Here is a 22022-nt window from a genome sequence, read left to right on the forward strand (position 1 = left end):
AACTAGCATTAATGGATTCAAAATTCATTATCTCAAAAATGTTGGCATTTGTTAATTAAATACCAAATCCTCAATATTACATAGGGTTTACAGCAGATTTAGAAAAATTAAGTCACCCCTAAGATGTTAAAATGTAAATTTCTCTTTTTTTAACGATTAAATAACATATATTTGGTAAACCAAATTGGATAACCAGTTTGGAAAACCAAAATTTTCAACATTACTCAACTTAAATTCGAACTTAAACTTCAATTAATTAAATGACAAAAATTAAGATTAACAACGTGATTACCCCTTAGTTCCACATTAGAACTATGTAATGATTTACCACTGTATGCTGTATGCTATAAGCAACAAGAATTAAAGATCAAACAGTGATTAAATGACTTAATCAGGCTTAAAACAAGTCGAACTTAAATTAACATAACAAGACAAAAATGAATTTAAAAACGAAATTAGCATTGATAATGATGTTGTTGGTCAACATTTCATTATTCGCACAAGATGGGTACAACCTGACCGGTACGGTTACCGACGAAACAAATATGCCTGTGCCCGGTGCCAATGTTGTTATTCAAAATACAACAACCGGTACTTCTACAGATTTTGATGGTAACTATTCCATTACCGTTAAAAACGGCGATGTTTTAGAGTTTTCTTACATTGGATACGCTAAAAAATCTGTTACTATAAACGGCCAGCAAACGTTAGACGTTGTACTAGCTGAAGATGCAAGTCAACTTGAAGAAGTTGTTGTTGTAGGTTATGGATCTCAGAAAAAAAGTGATATTACAGGTTCTGTTTCATCTGTAAAATCAGAAGAATTAAACGCTTACCCTGTACTGAATGCAGAACAAGCATTGCAAGGTCGTGCAGCTGGTGTTGTTGTACAGTCTAACAATGGTGGTGAGCCAGGTGCTCCTATCAGTATTAAAATTAGAGGTAATACCTCTATTAATGCAAGTAGTTCTCCACTTGTTGTTGTAGATGGTTTTGTTGGCGCTTCTATGCCACAAGCAAATGACATTCAGTCAATGGAAGTTTTAAAAGATGCATCTGCTACCGCCATTTATGGATCAAGAGGTTCTAATGGTGTTATACTGGTAACTACTAAAAAAGGTAGAAGTGGAAAATTATCAATTGAAGCCAACACTACTTATGCCATTCAAAATATCTCTAACAGATTAGATTTATTGAATGCCAGTGAATTTGCCGATTATCAAAATCAAATTAGAACTAACAATGGTGTAGCCACTCCTTATACTCAAGGACCAGCTGATACAGATTGGCAAGACTTGATCTATAGATCGGGTAGTACATCTAATAACCAAGTTTCATTTTCAGGTGGTAGCGATAAAATTAACTTCTACGCTTCTGCCAACTATTTTAAGCAAGAAGGTATTATTATAGGTTCTGATTTTGAAAGATTAACATTCTTATCTAACGTTGATGCTCAAGTAACGGATAAATTAAAATTAGGTATGAACCTTTTTGGAAGTAGAGGAATTAAAAATGGTTCCGCTACTCAATCAGACGGTTCAGTTTCTGCCGGTGGAGATGATGTGATTACATTAGCTTTAAGATATGCGCCAGACCAGCCTGTATACAACGCAGATGGAACGTACACATTTGGTAATACCGTAGGTGACCCTGTGGACAACCCTTTTGCTGTAGCAACAGAGAGAATAGATGAAACAAAAACTGATAATTTTAGAGCTAACCTTTATGCTAACTATGAAATTATTGAAGGTCTTAGCTTTAAAAGTACTTTTGGTTTAAGTACAGAGAACCAGACTAGAGGTATATACTTACCTTCATTATTAACCCAAACAGCAGGTGGTGAAAGTGGAAGAGCAATTGTAAATACTGATAGAGAAACAAGTGTTTTAAGTGAAAACTATTTGACTTACAACAAAGAATTTGGAAAAAGTAATTTAACTTTATTAGGAGGTTACTCTTACCAAAAAACGGTTTCGGAAAACTTTTTCTCTGAAGCAACCGGTTTCATCTCTGATGGTTTTTCTTACTATGGCCTAGGTTCTGCAACCAATATATTACAACCAGATTCTTCAATATCAGAAGTAGAAATCCAATCTCAATTTGGTAGATTCAACTATGATTATGATGATAAATACTTATTGACTGCAACGCTAAGAAGAGATGGTGCATCTAACTTCTCTGCTAATGAAAAGTATGCTCTTTTCCCTTCTGCAGCTTTAGGATGGAAAGTTTCCAATGAGAATTTCCTTAAAGATAGTAAGGCTATTTCCAATTTGAAATTTAGAGCTAGTTACGGTGTAACCGGTAACCCATCAATTGGGGCTTACGAATCTTTATCAAGACTTGAAACTCTTTATGCTTCAAGTAACGGACAAACTGTTAGTGCCGTAACACCGGAACAACCAGAAAATCCTAATTTGAAATGGGAATCTTCGTATCAAACAAACTTTGGTATTGACCTAGGTTTAGTCAACAATAGAATATCCATGTCATTGGATTACTATAACATTGACACTAAAGATTTGATATTAACGGATAATAGTATCACCGAATACTTAGGGTTCTCAGGTGATGATATTCTAGCTAATGTTGGGGAAATTAACAACAGAGGACTTGAAATTGCTTTAAGCACAAAAAATATTCTTAAAGAAGACTTTAGATGGACAACTGACTTTAACATTGCCTTCAATAAAAATGAAGTAGTTAGCTTAGTTAACGATGCTGATTTGTTTTTTGATGCAACACCAAGTTATTTTAGCCATGATAGAAGTTATATCTTAAGAGTTGGCGAAGAAGTAGGTCTTTTCTGGGGTTATGAATATGCTGGCGTATACCAAGGCGGTACAGCACCAGATGGCACACAAACTTTATCTGGTGGTGTAGCAGGTGATCCATTATTCGTTGATGTAGATGGAAGTGGTGACATTACAGAAGCAGATAGAACAACAATAGGTAACCCTAACCCTGATTTCACATGGGGTTTCACTAACAATTTTACATACAGAAACTTAGATTTAAGCATTTTCTTCCAAGGTTCTCAAGGTGGTGACATCTTTAACTTGACCAATGTTCAGTTAACAAATGGTGATGCAAATACTACAAGAGCATATTACAATAGCGCTTGGACACCAACCAATACAGATACAAACACTCCACGTGTTGGTAATAACAGTAACAGAGAAATTTCTTCTCGTTTTGTGGAAGACGGTAGTTATGTAAGACTTAAGAATATTTCTTTAGGCTATACAGTTCCTTCTGAAGTTTCAGAAAAGTTAGGTCTTGATAACCTAAGAGTATCTTTAAGTGGACAAAATCTATTGACCTTTACAGATTATTCTGGTTTAGATCCAGAAGTTAGTTACTACGGTTCTGGTGGTAACAATAATACTTCTGCTAACACTGCTCAAGGTTTTGACTTTGGTAACTACCCAACAGTAAAAACTGTTACAATGAGCCTTAATTTAAAGTTTTAATAACGAATTAATTTAAAATAAGAAAAATGAAAATATTTAAATTATTACTATTATTGGTAGGTTTATCAATAATGGGCTGTTCAGATCTAGAAGAAGAGCCTGTAGGTATATTATCAGCAGAAGGTTTCTTTGAAACTCCTGCGAATATACAAACGGCAGTAGATGGTTCGTTAACACATGCTATAAACGAGAAGTTCTGGGGAAGAAAATTGTCTATTGCGTTAATGTTACGATCAGACATGGTTAGTCTTGCCTCTAATGAAACAAGAAGAGTTGAAATGAATGAATTCACTACTCTTGCAAGTAACGGTATGATCAGTGAATTTTGGCCAAGAACTTACCAAGGTATTGCCGCTGCAAATGCTGCAATTGCAGGTGCTGAAGATGTAGATGTTGATGATTCCATAAAAAACCCGATAACTGCACAAGCTTATTTTGCAAGAGCATTCTACTATTTTCACTTAGTACGCCTTTTTGGAGATGTTCCTTATATTGATGCTCCTGTTACTGATTTTGACGCTGCTACATCAATTAGTAGAACACCAGCTGCGGAAGTATATGAAAATATTATTTCAGATTTAGAATACGCAAAAACATGGTTACCAGCAACGGTGACATCAAGAGCAACACCTTCAAAAGCGGCAGCTAGTTCGTATTTAGCCTTAGTGTATCTTACATTGGAACAATGGCAGAATGCTTACAATGAAGCTCAAGAGGTTATAGACAACGCAGGTACTTATAATTTAGCATTAGAGCCTAATTTTCAAAATCTGTTTAATGCTGATGCTATAGACGCATCTCTTGAACCAATTTTTGCATTGGATTATAACAATTTTGAAGCAGACGATAATGCTTATGATCAAACAGCTCCTATGACCGGTATCAGAGGCGACGATAGAAACCTAGGAGGAGGATGGTCTGTAGCCGTACCAACTTTAGAAGTATATACTACATGGGATGCTGCAGATTACAGAAGAGCGGTTAGTATGGATGACGAAGTATCTATTGGAGGTACAGTTGTTGACTACACTCAATTTGACATTAGTGGTCATGAATTTGCAAAAAACAACCCTTACATTGCAAAATACACTCGTTTCCCTGGACCATTTGCCCGTGCGAACGCTAGAGCAACTAGCCATAACTATTCTATGATTCGTTATGCGGAAGTATTATTAATTGCAGCAGAAGCGGCAGTAGAATTAGGAGACAATGCAACAGCGTTGAATTATATCAACCAAGTGAGAGCAAGAGCAAGAATGGGCGGAGAAACCCAAACGGGTGCAGGTGTTACCGTAGTGGTAGAGCCTAGTGATGAACCTGCAGATCTTACAGGTACCGTTACAGTTGATGATGTTTTAGAAGAAAGAAGACTTGAATTTGCTTTTGAAGGCATAAGATGGTACGATATCGCTAGAAGAAGAATCGGAAATGAAGTATTTGGAGCATCTGGATTAGAAGGTGAAAAGCCATTTTTCTCTGAAGATGATTATTTACTTCCATTACCTGAGGATGAATTGGAAAGAAACCCTAACCTAACACAAAACCCAGGATATTAAAATATAAATCATATTAAAGAAGTTGTTTGAGTTGGTTTTTTTAAAAGATGGCTGGCTTTTTGAGATAGCCAGCCCATCTTTTCCCTTACAACAAAAGAAGTTCTGAACATTAGACCGGCGAAAAATTTGTTTATACAGTTATTTTTATAAATTTGACAAACCAATCTGGTTAACCAATTTTTTCCGTAACTAAAAAAATGTGAACTATGAAGTTGGAAATCTTAACAAGAAATGAACATAAGGAACTTCACAATATCATTATTGCTAAAATAAGGGATCTCATACTGAACAAGAATCTTGAGCCAGGTGACAAATTGCCTTCTGAGCGCATGCTATCAGAAAAATTTGAAGTAAGTAGAAATAACATTAGAGAAGCTATTCAAAAACTTGAGTTCTATGGCATATTAAAATCTAAACCACAAAGTGGAACCTTTGTTGCAGATATAGGACCGGTTGCCATGAATGGGATGATGAAAGATATCCTTGCACTAGAGGATCCAGATTTTAAATCATTGGTAGAAACTAGAATATTACTAGAACTTAAAACAGTTAGACTAGCAGCAAAAAGAAGAACCGAAGAAGATTTGGCTAAAATGGAAGCGGCTTTAGAATCTTATAAAGAGAAAGTCTTGAATAATGAAGAGGCCGTGCAAGAAGATTTACTTTTTCATTTAGCTATTGCCCAAGCTTGTGGAAATAGTACTATTAATAGAATGATGTTGATTATTACGCCAGAGATCATCAACAACTTTGAGAAATATCATGTTTGTGATAAAGACCAAGGTCCAAAACGAATTAAAGAGCATCAAAACATTTTTGACGCTATAAAAGAACAGGATACTCAATTAGCAAAACAAATGATGAAAAATCATTTTAATGAGCTATACAAGTATTGTTACAATATTTAAAAGGATGATTTAATTTATCCAAATTAACCAGCTGAATGATAATACAAGGATATTTATATACCAGCATAAAACGTCCACTTATTCTCATCGGTAAGCAATAACCAATAAATAAAGAATTATGAAAGTTAAGGGTTTAAGATGGTGGATAATTGTGCTCATTTTTATTGCAACGGTTATTAACTATATAGATAGAACTGCATTTGCACTACTTTGGCCAGAGATGGGTAAAGACTTGGGTATGGACAAAGCAGATTATGCTTTCATGTTCAATATCTTTCTTGCCGCTTATGCAATAGGAAAATTTGCATCGGGCAAATTATATGATGAAATAGGCACCAGACTTGGCTTTACCGTTTCTATTATTGTTTGGTCTGTAGCATCAGTACTTCATGCCTTTGCAGGTGGTATAGTTTCGCTTTCTATATTTAGAGGAGCATTGGGCTTGGGAGAAGCCGGTAACTGGCCAGGTGCTGTAAAAAGTAACGGTGAATGGTTTCCTGTAAAAGAAAGAGCAATTGCACAAGGTATATTTAATGCCGGTGCTTCCATTGGAAATGTCATAGCACCCTTCATTATAGTATTTCTTTATGCCCAATTTGGCTGGAAAACTACCTATATAATATTAGGTGCAATTGGTCTTTTATGGGTGATTCCTTGGTTATTCTTAAACAAATCCACACCTGAAAAACACCCTTGGGTAACCGATAAGGAAAGGAAATTAATTTTATCGGATAGAATTGAAGAGGAAGACACAGGATCTAAAAGAAAGAGTTTAAGCGTAAGTGCTATACTAAGCTATAAAGAGTCTTGGGGTATTTTATTATGTAGATTTTTTATAGAGCCAATATGGTGGTTCTTTGCTGCTTGGATGCCAATTTATTTAAATAATAAATTTGGATTAAGTATTGAGGAAATCGCCAATACTATGTGGATATCATACTTAATGGCGGCAATTGGAAGTATTGCTGGTGGTATGGTATGTGGTAATTTAATGAAAAAATACTCAGTGGATATTTCCAGAAAAGCTACCATAATTCTAGGCGCAATTTTAATCCTTATAGGATTTGTAGGTATCATAATGTTCGTAAAACAAGACAACTTTATGACTTTTATATACTTAGCAGGTCTAGCTCTTTTTGGTTTCCAATTTGCAATAGGAAATATACAAACCTTATCAAGTGATTTATTCAGTGGTCCATCTGTTGGTACATTGGCAGGTATGGCAGGAACAGTTGCTGCAGTATCCCCGATGATAATGAACTGGTTTGTTGGTAAAATTACCGCAAATTCTTATACTCCAGCATTTATCGCAATTTGTATAGCAGTTGTTTTGGGAGTCCTATCCGTTCTATTTTTAATAAGAAAAATAGAACCCGTTAAAAAATATGTAAGTAAAAATTTAAAGTAAAATAAAATAGTAATAAATATAAAACAGCATGAGTACAGAAGGAAAAGTAGCAGTAATTACAGGAGCAACTGGAGGAATCGGATTTGCAGTTGCTAAAAGATTAGGACAAGATGGTTACACCGTTATCTTAAATGGAATAGATGACGAAGCTGGTGCCGAAAGAATTAAAGAACTTACTGCAGAAGGTATTACTGCCGAGTACTTAGGATTTGATGTTACCAATGAAGAAGCGGTGGCAAAAAACATTAAAGCAATCGGTGAAAAATATGGTAAAATAGATACATTGGTAAACAACGCTGGTGGTCTAGGTGGTAGATCTCGTTTTGAAGAAATGACAACTGAATTCTATAGAGGTGTTATGGCCTTGAACTTAGATTCAGCCTTCTTTGCTTCTAGAGCTGCAATCCCTTACCTTAAAAAAGGTGAGCATCCATCTATAATCAATTATACCTCTAATGCAGGTTGGACAGCTGGTGGACCAGGTGCTGGTATCTATGGTACGTCTAAAGCAGGAGTTCATGCTTTGACCAGAGCTTTGGCAAAAGATTTAGCTGAATATGGTATTAGAGCAAATGCAGTATCACCTGGTACTATTGACACTCCTTTCCATGCTCAAATTAAAGCTACGAAACCAGAAGTTTTTGCTTCTTGGGCAAATAACATTATGCTAGGTAGATTAGGTCAGCCAGAAGATGTAGCTGGTGTTGTTTCTTTCTTAGCTAGCAAAGATGCAGCTTTCATTACTGCCGAAACTGTACAGATCGGTGGTGGTCAAGCTCTAGGAATTTAATTAAACCCTGTTTATAATAAGGCGTCATTGTAATTACATTGACGCCTTTTATTTTGATGATTCCCTAATGATCAGTTCTGAATTCAATATTAATTTATTCAGTTTTTGTTCAACAACCTCCTTTTCAACGTAACCTAAAAAGGTTTCGGCAGCAAGCTTTCCTATTTGCGCACTATGCTGACTAATACTTGTAATTGTAGGAGTCACCAAAGAAGTAAATGGTTCATTTCCAAACCCTACCAACTTAATATCTTGGGGCACCCTAATACCTTTTTCCTTTAGAACCTGTAAAGCACCCAAAGCGGCATAATCACTTGCTACGTAAACCGCATCGGGCCTGTTTTTAAGAGATAATAAATTTTCAATTTGCAACCTGCCGTCCTCTAAGGTCAAACCACTTTCTATAAGTAATTCTTCATCTGGTGGCAGATGATGTTTTTTAATAGCATCAACATACCCACGTATTCTATTGTTAAAAATTCTAGTTCTTCTATATCCTCCAATATGTGCTATGCGCTTACAACCTTGCTTCACTAAATGGTCTACGATCATATGGCTACTTTGATAATCGTCTATACCAACGTAATCCACATTTAGGTCATTCTCTCCCCTATCAAACAATATTAAAGGAATTCCATTAGATTTTATTTTCTCATAATAGGAAAGATCTACAGTTTCATTCGCCATTGACGCAATTATTCCATCAACTTGGGTATATAAAAGTGCATCGATATTCTTACACTCCTTTTCAAAAGATTCGTTAGATTGGGTAATAATTATATTGTATCCAGCTTTATTAAGAACACCTTCCATATTTTCAACTACCGATGAAAAGAAGTTACTATTTGTTCTTGGTACAATTACCCCTACCAAATTACTTTTACCTTTTCGTAAGGCACTTGCCAAATGATTTGGTTGGTAATTTAATTCCTTTGCAACTTGCTTTACCGCCTTCTTCGTCTTAACACTAATACGGGTATCGTCATTTAAAGCCTTGGAAACCGCTGCCGTAGAAATATTCAAAACATTGGCAATGTCTTTTAAAGTTGTTCTTTTTTTATTCAATTACTTTATATATATTTGTTTAATCGATTAACCAAAAGTAAGACTTTAATTAAAGTAAACAAAAATTGTCTGTTTTGGTTATTTTTTACTTCAAGTGGTTAATCGATTAAACAAATGATAATTTAGTACATATTAAACTTAATAGTCAACATGAAAAAAGTAGTAACATTCGGTGAAATCATGCTTCGTTTAGCACCACAAGGATTTTTAAGGTTTTCACAAGCCAATAATTTTGATGTAGTATATGGTGGAGGGGAATCTAACGTAGCTGTTTCATTAGCTAATTATGGTGTTCCTGTAGATTTCGTAACACGTTTGCCAAAAAATGACATTGGTGAGTGTGCCATGATGGAAATGCGCAAAAGAGGCGTTGGTGTAGATAAAATAGTATACGGTGGTGATCGTTTAGGTATCTATTTCTTAGAAACCGGTGCGGTATCTAGAGGTAGTAAAGTAGTTTATGATAGAGCTCATTCCGCAATTTCAGAAATAGAATCTGGAATGATCGATTGGGATGCCGTATTCGAAGATGTAGAATGGTTCCACTGGACAGGTATTACACCTGCAATTTCCCAAGGTGCTGCAGATGTTTGCTTAGAAGCTGTTAAAGCTGCAAGTGCAAAAGGAATTACTATTTCTACGGATTTAAATTATAGAGCCAAACTTTGGACATATTGTGACGATGCTCACAGAGAAAAAATAATGGCCGGATTAACTGAATATTGCGATATTATATTAGGTAACGAAGAAGATGCCGAAAAGCACTTTGGTATTCACCCAGAAGGTTTAGATGTACATAAAGATGGTGCTGATGTAAAGGCTGAAGCTTTCTTATCTGTATGTAAGCAAATGATGAAGAAATTCCCTAAAGCTAAAAAAGTGATTACTACTTTAAGAGGTTCTATTTCTGCTTCGCATAATACATGGGCCGGTGTTCTTTGGGATGGAAATAAAATGTACGAAACCCGTCAATATCAAATTACCGATATCGTTGACCGTGTTGGTGGTGGAGATTCTTTCATGGGCGGTTTGATCTACGGATTATTAAAATACCCAGAAGATGACCAAAATGCACTTGATTTTGCAGTTGCGGCATCTTGTTTAAAACATACGATCAAAGGTGATGCCAACCTAGTTACGGTTTCTGAAGTTGAGAAACTAATGGGCGGTGATGCTTCTGGTAGAGTTGCTAGATAATAAAAACATTATCCTTTATCCTCTAAAACCAAAAATATGTCTCAAAAGTCAATTTTAATCCTCTGCGGTGGCGGTCCTGCTCCTGGTATAAATACCGTGATCAGTACTGTGGCAAAGGCATTTTTAAAAGACAATTATCGTGTTTTAGGTTTACATGAAGGTTTTAAAGGAATTTTCGATGACAATCCGCAAATCAAGGAGTTTGATTTCTTCCATGCGGACCGTATTTTTAGTAGAGGTGGCTCCACTTTGATAATGAGTCGTTTTAAACCTAAAAACGAAAAACTAAACACTAACCTGTTTATTGATAATAATGTGAAACTCTTGGTAAGTATAGGTGGTGACGACACCGCCTCTACTGCCAATAGAATTACAGGTTATCTAGAAAAAGAAGGTATCTCAATAGCCAATATTCACGTACCTAAGACTATTGATAACGATTTACCATTACCTGACAGAAACCCAACATTTGGTTTTCATTCTGCTAAAGATGAAGGTGTACGCATAGGTAATACAACTTATGAAGATGCGCGTACCAGCCAAAACTGGTTTGTTATGTCTACTATGGGAAGATCAGCCGGTCATTTGGCATTTGGTATTGCGGCAAGCTGCCATTTTCCAATGATGATCATACCAGAAATGTTTGATCGTACGGCTATCACCTTTGATAAAGTAGTACGCATGGTCATTTCATCAATGATCAAACGTAAAATTGAGAACATTCATTACGGTGTTGCCTTAATTAGTGAAGGAGTGTTTCATAACATGCCAGATTCAGAATTAAAAAAGTGTGATATAAATTTCACCTATGATGACCACGGGCACCCAGAATTAGGTAATGTTAGTAAAGCGCATATTTTCAATATGCTCGTTCAAAAGAAATTAAAAGAACTAGGTATAGATATTAAAAGTAGACCCGTAGAACTGGGTTACGAATTACGCTGCTGTAGGCCTATTGGCTTTGACCTAACCTTATGTACGGTATTAGGTCTGGGCGTAAAAAAATTATTTGATGAAGGTAAAAGTGGCTGTATGGTCACTGCAAATTCTAGAGGAGAAATTACACCGTTATTCCTATCTGATATTCAAGATGAAAATGGTAAAATAGCTCCTCGTTTAGTCAATATCAATTCTGAGTTGGCGGAACTATGCTTTCAAAATTTATTCTATGTAGGTGAAGATGATTATGAAGATGCAAAAAAATATGTGGACAATCCTTCAGACTACGATTTCAACAAAATTTTAACCGAGAAATAAAAAACAAATGGCACAATATTCAAGAATAGAAGTAGCAAATGTAATGAAGGAATCTGGAATGGTACCTTTGTTCTACCACCCAGACATTGAGTTAGGTAAAAAGGTTTTACAAGCTTGTTATGATGGTGGTGCGCGTTTAATGGAATTTACCGCTCGTGGCGATTTCGCTTTTGAAGTATTTTCTGAATTGAACAAATACGCTATTAAGAACTTACCAGGTATGATTATGGGCGTAGGTTCTATAACCGATGCTGCTGCAGCATCATACTACATGTCTATAGGCGCAAACTTTATCGTAACTCCATCTTTAAGAGAAGATATTGCTATTGTTTGTAACCGTAGAAAAGTATTATGGTCTCCTGGTTGCGGTTCATTGACCGAAATCAATAAAGCCGAAGAAATGGGCTGTGAGATCGTAAAATTATTCCCTGGTTCTTTATATGGCCCTGGTTTTGTAAAAGGCATTAAAGGACCTCAACCATGGACCAGCATTATGCCTACCGGTGGTGTAAGTACAGATGAGGACAATCTAAAAGGTTGGTTTGATGCAGGAGTTACCTGTGTTGGTATGGGATCAAAATTAATCAGTAAAGACATTTTAAACAATAAAGATTACGCAGGTTTAGAAGCTTTGGTAAAAGAAACCTTGGCTACTATCAAGAAATTAAGATCATAAAGTATAGAGACAGTACCTGAAACATTTTTGTTATTAGGAAAGTCTTTTAAAAGTGCATATTTAAGTTGTTAGTTGGAAAAGGGCATTAAAATCATGGCAATACGCCAGATTTTGTGCCCTTTTTATTTTGACAAAATTCAAGACGAAAACAAATTATCAACCAATAAATCTTTAACAACTTAACCTATAGTTTACAGTAACTATAACTATTTTAGATAGTTACCATCTTTGAAAAAATCCAATAACATTATTAGCTAATTAGTTTATATTTTAGGGGTATGAATAACAAATTAAGCTTAATCTTCCCTCAATTTATATTCCTTGCTTTATTTATATTTCTAATACCCAATCGCTCCTTAGCTCAAATTTCAAAAGATAGTTCACTACATTACAGAAAAGCAATTCTAAACCCTTCTCAACCTCAAGACCTGCCCTCTGGCGTTCACTATTTTACCAAGAAAAAAGAGCGGGATATAGAATCAAAAGATACTTTAAATGCAATTTATGACCTTAGGCTGCTTTCTATAGCTGAATTTAAAATTGGTAATAATTTCAGTAGTGAAAATCATATTGTTGAAGCCCTTAATCTTATTGAGTCAATGCAGACCAAAGATACTTTGATCAACTCTAGGGTAGGTCTTTACAACCAATTAGGGCGTATTTATAGAGCATCGAACAACGCAACCGAAGCCATTAGAACTTTTGACAACGCATTACAAATTGCCAATAAACTAAGTGATAGTGTTATCATCTTGAACAATAAAGCCAATATCTACAAAGATCTTTTGGACTATAAAAACGCATTGGACATTTATTCGTTTCTATTTGAAAAACGTTTTGATTTTGCCAACGATTATCAAACCACCTTGGTAACCGATAATTTAGGTCTTGTACAGTCTAAACTTCACATTCCAGAGGGATTGGATAATTTAAAAAATGCTTTAACACTTCGTCAAAAAAATAATGACCTTATTGGTCAGCACGCGAGCAACACTCATTTATCAGAGTATTACTTGGATAGAAAAGACACTACAAAAGCATTATTTTATGCAGAGAAAGCGCTATCCCTTTCAGACAAGATCAACAGTAGTTCTTTTAAACTAGAATCCATATCATTACTTATGAATATGGATAAGAATCCTCTTATTCATGAATATAAAAAACTGACCGACAGCATAGCCAATGCCAAGCAAATAGCAGAGAACAAAAATGCATTTCTAAAATATAATGTAGCCGAAGAACAAAAGAAAACTCAAGCCAGTATACTATTACAAGAAATAGAATCACGTAAGCGGTTGGCTTACCAAGCCCTTGCCTTTATTATTTTTCTAATTCTCGTTGGTTCTTATTTTATCTACAGAAACCGATACAGAAAGGCTAAAATCGAAGAAATCTATAAAACCGAAACCAGAATTGCTAAAAAAGTGCATGATGAAGTTGCCAATGACATGTATAAAGTGATGACATCTCTTGAGAACAATTCAGAAATTGACACTACTATTTTAGATGAAATGGAAAAAATCTACACCAAAACACGAGATATTTCTAGAGAAAATAGTGCAATTGACCTTAGAAAAGATTTTGGCAAGCAATTAAACGATTTATTGCTAGGATATAAAAATAGCAAAGTCAATATCATAACCCGTAACCTTTCTAAAATGCCTTGGGACGGTATTTCTGAAATGAAAAAAACAGCTATCTATAGGGTATTGCAAGAGCTCATGACCAATATGCGCAAACATAGCCACGCAACTTTTGTAACCCTAGTTTTTGAAAAAGAAGGAAAAAAAATTCATATTAATTATCGTGATAATGGCGTTGGATGTGATCTTTTTAAGAAAAATGGCCTTCAACATACGGAATCCCGTATCGCTTCTATAAATGGAACTATTAATTTTGAATCCAAGCAAGGTGATGGCTTTAAGGCATCAATAATAATTTAATGCATGTTCAAAAAAGTTTTAATTGCGGAGGATATGGAAGACATCAACAAAGGTGTATTTTCATTACTGACCGAATTGGGTGTTTCACAAATAGATCAAGTTCAATATTGCGATGATGCCTATTTAAAAGTAAAAAGGGCGGATTTGGATTCGGTTCCGTTTGATCTTGTAATATCGGACCTATCATTTAAGGTGGACCACAGGTCACAGACTTACCCATCAGGGCAGGCTTTAGTGGCTAAACTAAAGTCAGATTTCCCTTCCCTAAAAGTCATTGTATATTCTGTTGAAGATCGTTTGCAAGCCGTGCGCACTCTCTTTAACCAGCATGATATAGATGCATATGTTTGCAAAAGCAGAACCGGACTTAAAAATTTGACCCAAGCTATTTGTGAAGTTGCTAAAGACGGAAAGTTCTTATCCCCAGAAGTTTCAAATGCATTTAGTGCCGAGAACGAACTGGAAATTGATGACTACGATATTTCTCTTTTAGACAACCTTAGTAAAGGCTTATCTCAAGATGAGATCAGTGCACTCTATAAAAAAGAGAATATTTCACCTGCTAGCCTAAGTTCAATTGAAAAAAGATTGAACAAATTACGAATACAATTCAATGCCAACAACGCCATTCACCTTGTGGCTATCGTAAAAGATTTAGGGCTAATCTAAAAATAAACCGTTGCCTTACGGAAAACCGTAATTCTGTTAGTTATAATGGTGTTAGGTTTGTTCTTGCTTAGCAATAGGCACACTAACCAGAATTAAAATACATATTGCTATGGCCATCCTGCTGAAGAGGTATTTCGGGGGAACTGACCGATTTGGTAGGTATGGCCTATTTATAAAATAAGCATTTGGTTCCTTTTATACAACAGCAGCAATATCAACCGCCACTTTTAATTTACTCTGTCCACTACCATAAACAACCCCTTTTAAAGGGGGCACGTCATAATAGTCCCTACCCCAGCCTACCACAATGTGTTGGTCTTTGGGTATCTGGTTGTTCGTTGGATCAAAATCTACCCAACCGAAACCTGGAATATAAATAGCAAACCATGCGTGGGAAGCATCGGCTCCTATTAATTTTTCTTTACCGGGAGCAGGTAAGGTTTCTATATAACCACTTATATAGCGTGCCGGTAACCCTACAGACCGTATACAAGCAATGGCTATTTGGGCAAAATCTTGACACACTCCTTTTTTCTCTTTCATTACCTCTTCAATCGGTGTGGAAATCGTAGAAAATTCCGAATCAAAATCAAAGTCGGTATAAATGCGTTGCATCAATTCATATGCAGCTTCAAAAACAGACCTATCGCCCTTAAAGGACAATTCTGCATAGTTCCTAATCGCCTTATCCGTCCTTCTAATAAAAATAGATTCCAGTACATATTGCTTAGCTTCCAAAGTTTCCGTATCCATCCCTTGTAATGCAGCTAGGGCATGGTTCATGGTAATATTTTTACATGCCTCGCTATTGAATGATTCATGGTATTGGGCGTATTCTCTTTTAATCTTACTCTTTGTGGTTACTTTTAATGTTCTATGCTCGGTTTGAATGGAAAAACGGGTTATATAATTTCCAAAAAAGTCTTTACGCTCGGTAATTTCAGCTGGTTCAGGCGATATTTCAATGGCATAATCCAACAGTTCCTGGCCTTTTGATTCTCTAGGGCGTAATGTCGCAATATTATGACAATAGCTTACAGGAGCGTTATAGTCATACTTGGTAATATGTGTAATATTAAATATCATTATTAAATGGGAAATGACTGTGTAAACAATTGTGTTTGCTTATCCGTATGATTAAAATAGGTGTTGGATATAGATTGTGAGGTTTTATACAACAAATCAGAAAGTTCTTTTAAAAGGTTATCTAACTGCTCTCTTGTAACATCTGTTTCAGATTTTGTCTGAACCAGCTTAGAAGACTCTGCCAATCTTAACTTTGAAAATGCCTCAAATACAAATTTTTGATAGTTACTTAATTGATGGTCATGTTTGGAGTGTGGCAATCTTGCGATATCTTTTTGCAATCTATTGATCATAAAGGTCAATGAACGTGCATAATCCAGATCCAACACCACTAGATCCAACACATGTGCCAACTCTATATGAGAGCGGTAACTGTATCTGTATATATTAAGGCTTTCATGACTGGTCAACAGGTACTCCAACAAATCATACTCTACCTGCTCATCATATTTTATGGTCAATAAGGCCCTACATTTAGTAATATTCAAACTACTTTGCTCCAATTGCAACCCTATAAAGTATAATAGCAAACCTTGTTGCACCATGATACTTTCTTCAATAAGCCCCATAAATGCAATTAAACGTGTAATCAATTGATTTAAGACTTTAAGAATTTTATTTATGGAGTGATCATCACCATCTACCAAGGAGTTCCAAATTTTTTGAATATTCTCAAATACGCGCCACATATCCGAGGACCATAAATTACGGATGGAATAATAGGAGTTTCCGAACATACTTATGGTATGCGCCAGACTGCCCACCCTATTCTTATCTAAAATAACGGATAACATTTCCTCATACGGATTATCCATGGCCAATTTGCCATCTTTTGACCTTTCTACGAAGCCAGGATAGGTACCCGTTAATTGTGTAACCGCTTTAAAAAGCACTTTAAGTTTTTCAGAATCGGGTTTTTCGTTTCTGTTCTGCACAATGGCCATTTGTCGCATTACCGTACGTAAAAAACGTGCATTTACCAATGTACGCCCCACATAGCGCCCCGCCCAATATAAATTCTCTGCCGTTAAGCTGGGCAAATCATTTAGACCCGAAATTGCAATAGATGATTTTTGCTGCCAATGCCTATTTTTTTCTTCCACAATGGGTTCATCGTCCAATATCCAAAAATCTTTACTGGTACCACCTCTTTGATTAGACACTCTTACCGTCTCGCCATCTGGTGCCACCCTAACCAAACCACCTGGCATTACGGAATAGTCTTTTTTAGATGCGATGCAAAACGCTCTTGCCACAACATTTCTTGGCGCTAATTTATCATTTGTAAAATTGGGCGCCGTTGAGAAATTAATGCGTTCCTGTGCAACAAAACGATAGGGACGCTCCAAAATGACTTTTTTAAGTTCATCCAATGCTTCCGCACTCATTAGTTCTCCAAAATAAATACTTTCCCTATTGGTACGATCTATTCTTTTTATGACCAATTTTGAAATGTTATCCAAAACAAAATTTCTTTCCTTTTCTTGTCCGCACCACCATGATGCGATCTGAGGTAATTTTAATTCCTCATCCATAAAGAATTTTGCTATGGCCGGCATAAACGGAATCAATCCCGGATTTTCAATAACTCCACTTCCTATGGGGTTTATGACCGCTACATTGTTTCTTCGTACAACATCCAATAATCCGGCTACGCCCAAATGTGAATCCTCCCGTAGTTCCAAGGGATCGGTAAAGGCATCGTCTACCCTTCGCAATACCACATCAATCTGCTTTAAGCCTTGCAAAGACTTCATCCAAAGAAAGCCATCACGCACCACCATATCATTACCTTGTACCAATGGATACCCTAAGAAAGACGCCATATAGGCATGCTCAAAATAGGTTTCGTTATGTGAGCCCGGTGTAAGAATCACAATATTCGGATTTTCCTTTTTCCCAGGTGCGGCATCAATAAGCATTTGATTGAATTCCTGAAAAAATCCGGATAGACGCTTCACTTTCATTTCCGCATACAAATCCGGCAAAATTCTACTGGTCGTGGATCTATTCTCTAAAGCATACCCCATACCTGATGGTGCTTCCGTCCTGTCATTTACTACCCATAAACGCCCATCTGTTCCACGGCATAAATCTGCGGCATAAATAGACAAATACTGCTCTAACTGAAGCTCCATACCGGAACACTGCCTAAGAAAACCCCTATGCCCATAAATTACTTCATAGGGTACAATACCATTTTTTATTAATTTTCGGTCGCCGTAGACATCTTTTAACACCAAGTTGAGCAGTTCTGCCCTTTGCTTTAACCCTTCCTCTACCTCTGCCCACTCATTTTGGTGCAGCATAAAAGGAACCACATTAAGGTTCCAAGGTCTATGCATACCCTGTGGGTCGTTGTATACATTATAAGTGACCCCATTTTCTGACAATAACCAGTCTATATCTTTTTGACGTGCCGTTAGGCCCGTGACCCCCAAGGTATCAAAACTGGTCAATAGTTTACTCCAATAGGGTTTTATACCATTGTTCAATGAATACATTTCATCATTGCCCTGTTGGGTATCATAATTATTGAACCACGTGGTTTTTGTTGTTGGCATTACCTCTTCAATTACTTCTTACGCAAATCTGTTACATGTGGATACTCTGGGTTGACCGGCATCTCTTTGTATGCAAATGTATTTGAACCTTTCTTAGGTTCTACCATTCTGCCCGTAAAATTTGTTGAAGCCACCAATTCTGTAGGAGCTACCTCATCTTGTGTCATGCCAATATCCCAAAATCTATTAATTCTGCGCGATTCTGCTTCTAAGCTATTTACCGGATAGGTGTCATACGACCTACCGCCTGGGTGTGCCACAAAATAGGTACAGCCACCAATCGACTTTTTGTTCCAATCATCAACTATATCAAATACCAACGGAGTATCTACCCCAATAGTCGGGTGTAAGGCAGACCATGGTTCCCAGGCCTTAAAACGCACTCCCGCTACGTACTCGCCCTTTGTTCCTGTAGTGCTCAATTCAATTTTAACTCCATTACACGTTAACGAGTATCGCTTTTCATTAAAATTATTGACTTTTACCTGTACACGCTCTAATGAAGAATCTACATAACGGGATGTTCCGCCACCGGTCATTTCCTCACCAAGCACATTCCACGGCTCTATGGCCATACGCAATTCCATTTGTATGGTATTGACATCTACCATACCGTATAAAGGAAAACGGAATTCAAAGAAGGGATCAAACCAATCTAATTTGAACAGATATCCCGCTTCGTTCAATTGCTCTACAATATCCTTAATATCTTCTTTTACATAATGCTCCAGCAAGAATTTGTCATGCAATTCTGTACCCCAACGCACCAATTTGTGTTTGTACGGTTTTTTCCAAAACCATGAAACCAATGTACGCACCAACAACATTTGCATTAAACTCATTTGCGCATGAGGAGGCATATCAAAAGCACGTAGCTCCAAGATACCCAAACGCCCGGACGAAGAATCCGGGGAATATAATTTATCTATACAAAACTCCGCCCTATGGGTATTCCCTGTTATGTCCGTCAACAAATGCCTGAACAGACGGTCAGTGATCCAAAACGGGACCTCTTTATCATCTGGTATTTGCGAAAAGGCAATTTCAAGTTCATACAAGTTCTCCAACCTTGCTTCATCTACTCGTGGAGCCTGACTAGTAGGTCCTATAAATGCTCCTGAGAACAAATAGGACAGTCCGGGGTGATGTTGCCAAAAAGTCAAAAGACTTCGTAATAACTGCGGGTTACGTAACAGCGGACTATCAGCCGGAGTTACACCGCCTAAGGTAACGTGATTACCACCACCTGTACCGGTATGCTTACCATCTAGCATAAATTTTTCGGTTCCTAAACGGGCCTGCTTTGCTTCGGCATATAAGGTTAGCGTATTGTCCGTAAGTTCTTGCCAATTTTTTGCAGGATGTACGTTTACCTCAATAACACCTGGATCAGGGGTCACCTTTAAAACTTCTAACCTATTATCACGAGGTGGCTCATAGCCTTCTAGAATCACCGGAACTTTCAATTCTTTTGCCGTAGCCTCTATACTTGCCACCAAGTCCAAAAAGTCTTCGGCACTATCTAACGGAGGCAAATAAAGAAATAATTTATTCTCCCTGACCTCTGCACAAATTGCCGTACGCACATATGGGTGCTTTCTTGGGTGACCTATAGATTTTAATTTCAACCGTTTTTCCAATGCATCGCCAGGTTTTGGCAAATCCGGCGAGGGTTCAAACAACTCTACCTCTGCCGTTGGTTCTGAAGGTATTGGCGGGTCTTGGGGCAATGCCGCCAAAGGCAAACGAAGTCCTATAGCGGAATTACCGGGTGTAAGAAACAAATGTTTATTTCTAAACTTCCATTTGTTCGTAAGCCATTTATTGTTCTTTTTGGTCAAAGGATATACGTGACCTACTACTTCACCAATTCCATTTTCCAATATTTCACCCAATTTTCTACGTAGGTGACCATCATCTTTATTATATTTTTTAGGATTGACATCTACCGGTAATTTTCCTTCTTCCCATAAAAAGTAAAAGGCATCTTCATAGGCTGGCATTACACTGTTGGTCTTACAACCCAAATAGCCACCTAAGGTCTTTAAAAATCGTTTGGTAATATTTCTGGGCATTTTATATTCCTCAGAAAAAGATGCCAATAAACTTGGATCGTTCCAAATGGGTTTTCCGTCTTTGCGCCAGTGGATACCAATGAGCCAACGTGGCAAGGCCTCTCCAGGATACCATTTACCCTGTGCGTGGTGCAAGAGCCCCCCTTTACCAAATACCTCTAGTAGCCTGATGGAAAGTTTGCTAGCCAGTTCCCTTTTGTGTTGACCATCTGCAGCGGTATTCCACTCCTCAGATTCCATATCATCTATAGAGACAAAGGTAGGTTCGCCACCCATAGTTAAACGAACATCATTGGCCTGCAATTCTTCCTCTACCTTAAAACCAAGATCATAGATCGCTTGCCATTGTTCATCTGTGTAGGGCTTGGTTACACGTGGCGATTCAAATATTCTGGTAACCGAATTTTCAAATTCAAAGGTAGTTTCGGCAAAATCACTAAATCCGCTTACCGGTGCGGCACTTTCATAAGATGGTGTACATGCCAATGGAATATGACCTTCACCCGTAAACAAACCAGATGTGGCGTCTAGACCGATCCATCCGGCACCGGGCAAATATACTTCTGCCCATGCATGAAGATCGGTAAAATCCTCTTCTGGACCAGAAGGACCATCCAGTGACTTTTCATCGGATTTTAATTGTACCAAATACCCGGAAACAAAGCGAGCCGCCAAACCTAAATGACGAAGTGTTTGCACCAGTAACCATGCAAAATCCCTACAAGAGCCCAACTTGGCCTCTAAGGTTTCTTCACAGGTTTGTACCCCGGGCTCCATTCTCAACGTATAATCCAGGTAATTATACAATTTGCTATTTAGCCCAATTAAAAAATCTATACTTCTTTGTGGAGTCAAATCTATCTTTGACAACCACTCTTTCAATAACGGACCACTCTCCACTTTTTCCAAATAGGGTAAAAGTTCTTTCTTAGCCTCATCGGAATATTTAAATGGAAATTCCTCTACAGCTTCCTCAACAAAAAAATCGAACGGATTGATCGTTTTTAAATCGGCTATAATTTCTACATCAATAGACAGCTCAGTGGTTTTATCGGGAAAAACAATTCGTGCCAAATAATTTCCAAAAGGATCTTGTTGCCAATTAAAAAAATGATTTTCAGGTTTAATTTTAATTGAATAAGCCTCTATTGGAGTTCTACTATGTGGTGCCGGACGCAATCTAAAAATATGTGGCGATAGATTTATACTTCTATCGTAGATATACTTGGTCTTGTGTTTAATTGCAACTTTTAATGCCATACGGTTGTGGGATTTCGGTACTACCTAATATAAGCACTATAATCAGCAAATGAATATAAGTAGGCGTGAATCACAAAATTTTTATTCAAATTGGA

At 36.9% G+C, this 22022-nt stretch carries 14 protein-coding genes; 10 read left to right on the forward strand and 4 right to left on the reverse strand.

Annotated features, from left to right (window positions below):
• Window positions 1-437 precede the first annotated feature (437 nt).
• The 5 genes from VBZ51_RS05385 (at window position 438) to VBZ51_RS05405 (ending at window position 8135) form a co-directional block, all read left to right on the forward strand.
• Window positions 438-3473: a SusC/RagA family TonB-linked outer membrane protein gene (locus tag VBZ51_RS05385; RefSeq protein ID WP_416576306.1), complete on the forward strand. Its 3036-nt coding sequence runs from the start codon at window positions 438-440 to the stop codon at window positions 3471-3473.
• A gap of 26 nt (window positions 3474-3499) precedes the next feature.
• Window positions 3500-5029: a RagB/SusD family nutrient uptake outer membrane protein gene (locus VBZ51_RS05390; protein WP_058105192.1), complete on the forward strand. Its 1530-nt coding sequence runs from the start codon at window positions 3500-3502 to the stop codon at window positions 5027-5029.
• A 206-nt stretch (window positions 5030-5235) separates the two neighbouring features.
• On the forward strand, window positions 5236-5937 hold the full coding sequence (locus tag VBZ51_RS05395) for a FadR/GntR family transcriptional regulator (RefSeq protein WP_416576307.1): 702 nt from the start codon (window positions 5236-5238) through the stop codon (window positions 5935-5937).
• 118 nt (window positions 5938-6055) lie between these two features.
• Window positions 6056-7345, forward strand: a complete 1290-nt coding sequence (locus VBZ51_RS05400; protein WP_416576308.1) for an MFS transporter — start codon at window positions 6056-6058, stop codon at window positions 7343-7345.
• Between the two features lie 28 nt (window positions 7346-7373).
• Window positions 7374-8135: an SDR family NAD(P)-dependent oxidoreductase gene (locus tag VBZ51_RS05405; protein WP_058105189.1), complete on the forward strand. Its 762-nt coding sequence runs from the start codon at window positions 7374-7376 to the stop codon at window positions 8133-8135.
• Window positions 8136-8183: 48 nt separating this feature from the next.
• On the opposite strand, the gene VBZ51_RS05410 is transcribed toward VBZ51_RS05405, so the two are convergent.
• Window positions 8184-9200 (reverse strand): LacI family DNA-binding transcriptional regulator, encoded by a 1017-nt coding sequence (locus VBZ51_RS05410; protein ID WP_416576309.1) that lies wholly within the window; start codon window positions 9198-9200, stop codon window positions 8184-8186.
• Between the two features lie 150 nt (window positions 9201-9350).
• On the opposite strand from VBZ51_RS05410, the gene VBZ51_RS05415 reads away from it, so the two are divergent.
• From VBZ51_RS05415 to VBZ51_RS05435, 5 genes are all read left to right on the forward strand, one after another.
• The gene (locus VBZ51_RS05415) at window positions 9351-10397 is read left to right on the forward strand and encodes a sugar kinase (protein ID WP_058105187.1); all 1047 of its coding nucleotides are present in this window, start codon (window positions 9351-9353) and stop codon (window positions 10395-10397) included.
• Between the two features lie 36 nt (window positions 10398-10433).
• Entirely contained in the window at window positions 10434-11654 is a 1221-nt protein-coding gene (locus VBZ51_RS05420; protein ID WP_416576310.1) for a 6-phosphofructokinase, read from the forward strand.
• Window positions 11655-11661: 7 nt separating this feature from the next.
• The gene (locus VBZ51_RS05425) at window positions 11662-12330 is read left to right on the forward strand and encodes a bifunctional 4-hydroxy-2-oxoglutarate aldolase/2-dehydro-3-deoxy-phosphogluconate aldolase (protein ID WP_071340327.1); all 669 of its coding nucleotides are present in this window, start codon (window positions 11662-11664) and stop codon (window positions 12328-12330) included.
• A 278-nt stretch (window positions 12331-12608) separates the two neighbouring features.
• Window positions 12609-14273, forward strand: coding sequence for a tetratricopeptide repeat-containing sensor histidine kinase (locus VBZ51_RS05430; RefSeq protein WP_416576311.1), 1665 nt, complete (start codon window positions 12609-12611; stop codon window positions 14271-14273).
• A 3-nt stretch (window positions 14274-14276) separates the two neighbouring features.
• The gene (locus VBZ51_RS05435; RefSeq protein ID WP_099191241.1) at window positions 14277-14942 is read left to right on the forward strand and encodes a response regulator; all 666 of its coding nucleotides are present in this window, start codon (window positions 14277-14279) and stop codon (window positions 14940-14942) included.
• A 195-nt stretch (window positions 14943-15137) separates the two neighbouring features.
• On the opposite strand, the gene VBZ51_RS05440 is transcribed toward VBZ51_RS05435, so the two are convergent.
• From VBZ51_RS05440 to VBZ51_RS05450, 3 genes are read right to left on the reverse strand one after another with little or no spacing between them, the layout of a single operon-like run.
• Window positions 15138-16028: a transglutaminase family protein gene (locus VBZ51_RS05440; protein ID WP_416576312.1), complete on the reverse strand. Its 891-nt coding sequence runs from the start codon at window positions 16026-16028 to the stop codon at window positions 15138-15140.
• A 2-nt stretch (window positions 16029-16030) separates the two neighbouring features.
• The gene (locus VBZ51_RS05445; protein WP_416576313.1) at window positions 16031-18592 is read right to left on the reverse strand and encodes a circularly permuted type 2 ATP-grasp protein; all 2562 of its coding nucleotides are present in this window, start codon (window positions 18590-18592) and stop codon (window positions 16031-16033) included.
• A gap of 11 nt (window positions 18593-18603) precedes the next feature.
• The gene (locus VBZ51_RS05450; protein ID WP_416576314.1) at window positions 18604-21927 is read right to left on the reverse strand and encodes a DUF2126 domain-containing protein; all 3324 of its coding nucleotides are present in this window, start codon (window positions 21925-21927) and stop codon (window positions 18604-18606) included.
• Window positions 21928-22022 lie beyond the last annotated feature (95 nt).

Source organism: Maribacter sp. HS, from assembly GCF_048059195.1.
GTDB lineage: Bacteria > Bacteroidota > Bacteroidia > Flavobacteriales > Flavobacteriaceae > Maribacter > Maribacter dokdonensis.

Bases quoted from the DNA above. Each gene is read 5' to 3' on its own strand.
- VBZ51_RS05430 (WP_416576311.1), top strand. From the start codon at position 12,609: ATGAATAACAAATTAAGCTTAATCTTCCCTCAATTTATATTCCTTGCT.
- VBZ51_RS05440 (WP_416576312.1), bottom strand. From the start codon at position 16,028: ATGATATTTAATATTACACATATTACCAAGTATGACTATAACGCTCCT.
- VBZ51_RS05390 (WP_058105192.1), top strand. From the start codon at position 3,500: ATGAAAATATTTAAATTATTACTATTATTGGTAGGTTTATCAATAATG.
- VBZ51_RS05450 (WP_416576314.1), bottom strand. From the start codon at position 21,927: ATGGCATTAAAAGTTGCAATTAAACACAAGACCAAGTATATCTACGAT.
- VBZ51_RS05395 (WP_416576307.1), top strand. From the start codon at position 5,236: ATGAAGTTGGAAATCTTAACAAGAAATGAACATAAGGAACTTCACAAT.
- VBZ51_RS05425 (WP_071340327.1), top strand. From the start codon at position 11,662: ATGGCACAATATTCAAGAATAGAAGTAGCAAATGTAATGAAGGAATCT.
- VBZ51_RS05415 (WP_058105187.1), top strand. From the start codon at position 9,351: ATGAAAAAAGTAGTAACATTCGGTGAAATCATGCTTCGTTTAGCACCA.
- VBZ51_RS05420 (WP_416576310.1), top strand. From the start codon at position 10,434: ATGTCTCAAAAGTCAATTTTAATCCTCTGCGGTGGCGGTCCTGCTCCT.
- VBZ51_RS05385 (WP_416576306.1), top strand. From the start codon at position 438: ATGAATTTAAAAACGAAATTAGCATTGATAATGATGTTGTTGGTCAAC.
- VBZ51_RS05405 (WP_058105189.1), top strand. From the start codon at position 7,374: ATGAGTACAGAAGGAAAAGTAGCAGTAATTACAGGAGCAACTGGAGGA.
- VBZ51_RS05435 (WP_099191241.1), top strand. From the start codon at position 14,277: ATGTTCAAAAAAGTTTTAATTGCGGAGGATATGGAAGACATCAACAAA.
- VBZ51_RS05400 (WP_416576308.1), top strand. From the start codon at position 6,056: ATGAAAGTTAAGGGTTTAAGATGGTGGATAATTGTGCTCATTTTTATT.
- VBZ51_RS05445 (WP_416576313.1), bottom strand. From the start codon at position 18,592: ATGCCAACAACAAAAACCACGTGGTTCAATAATTATGATACCCAACAG.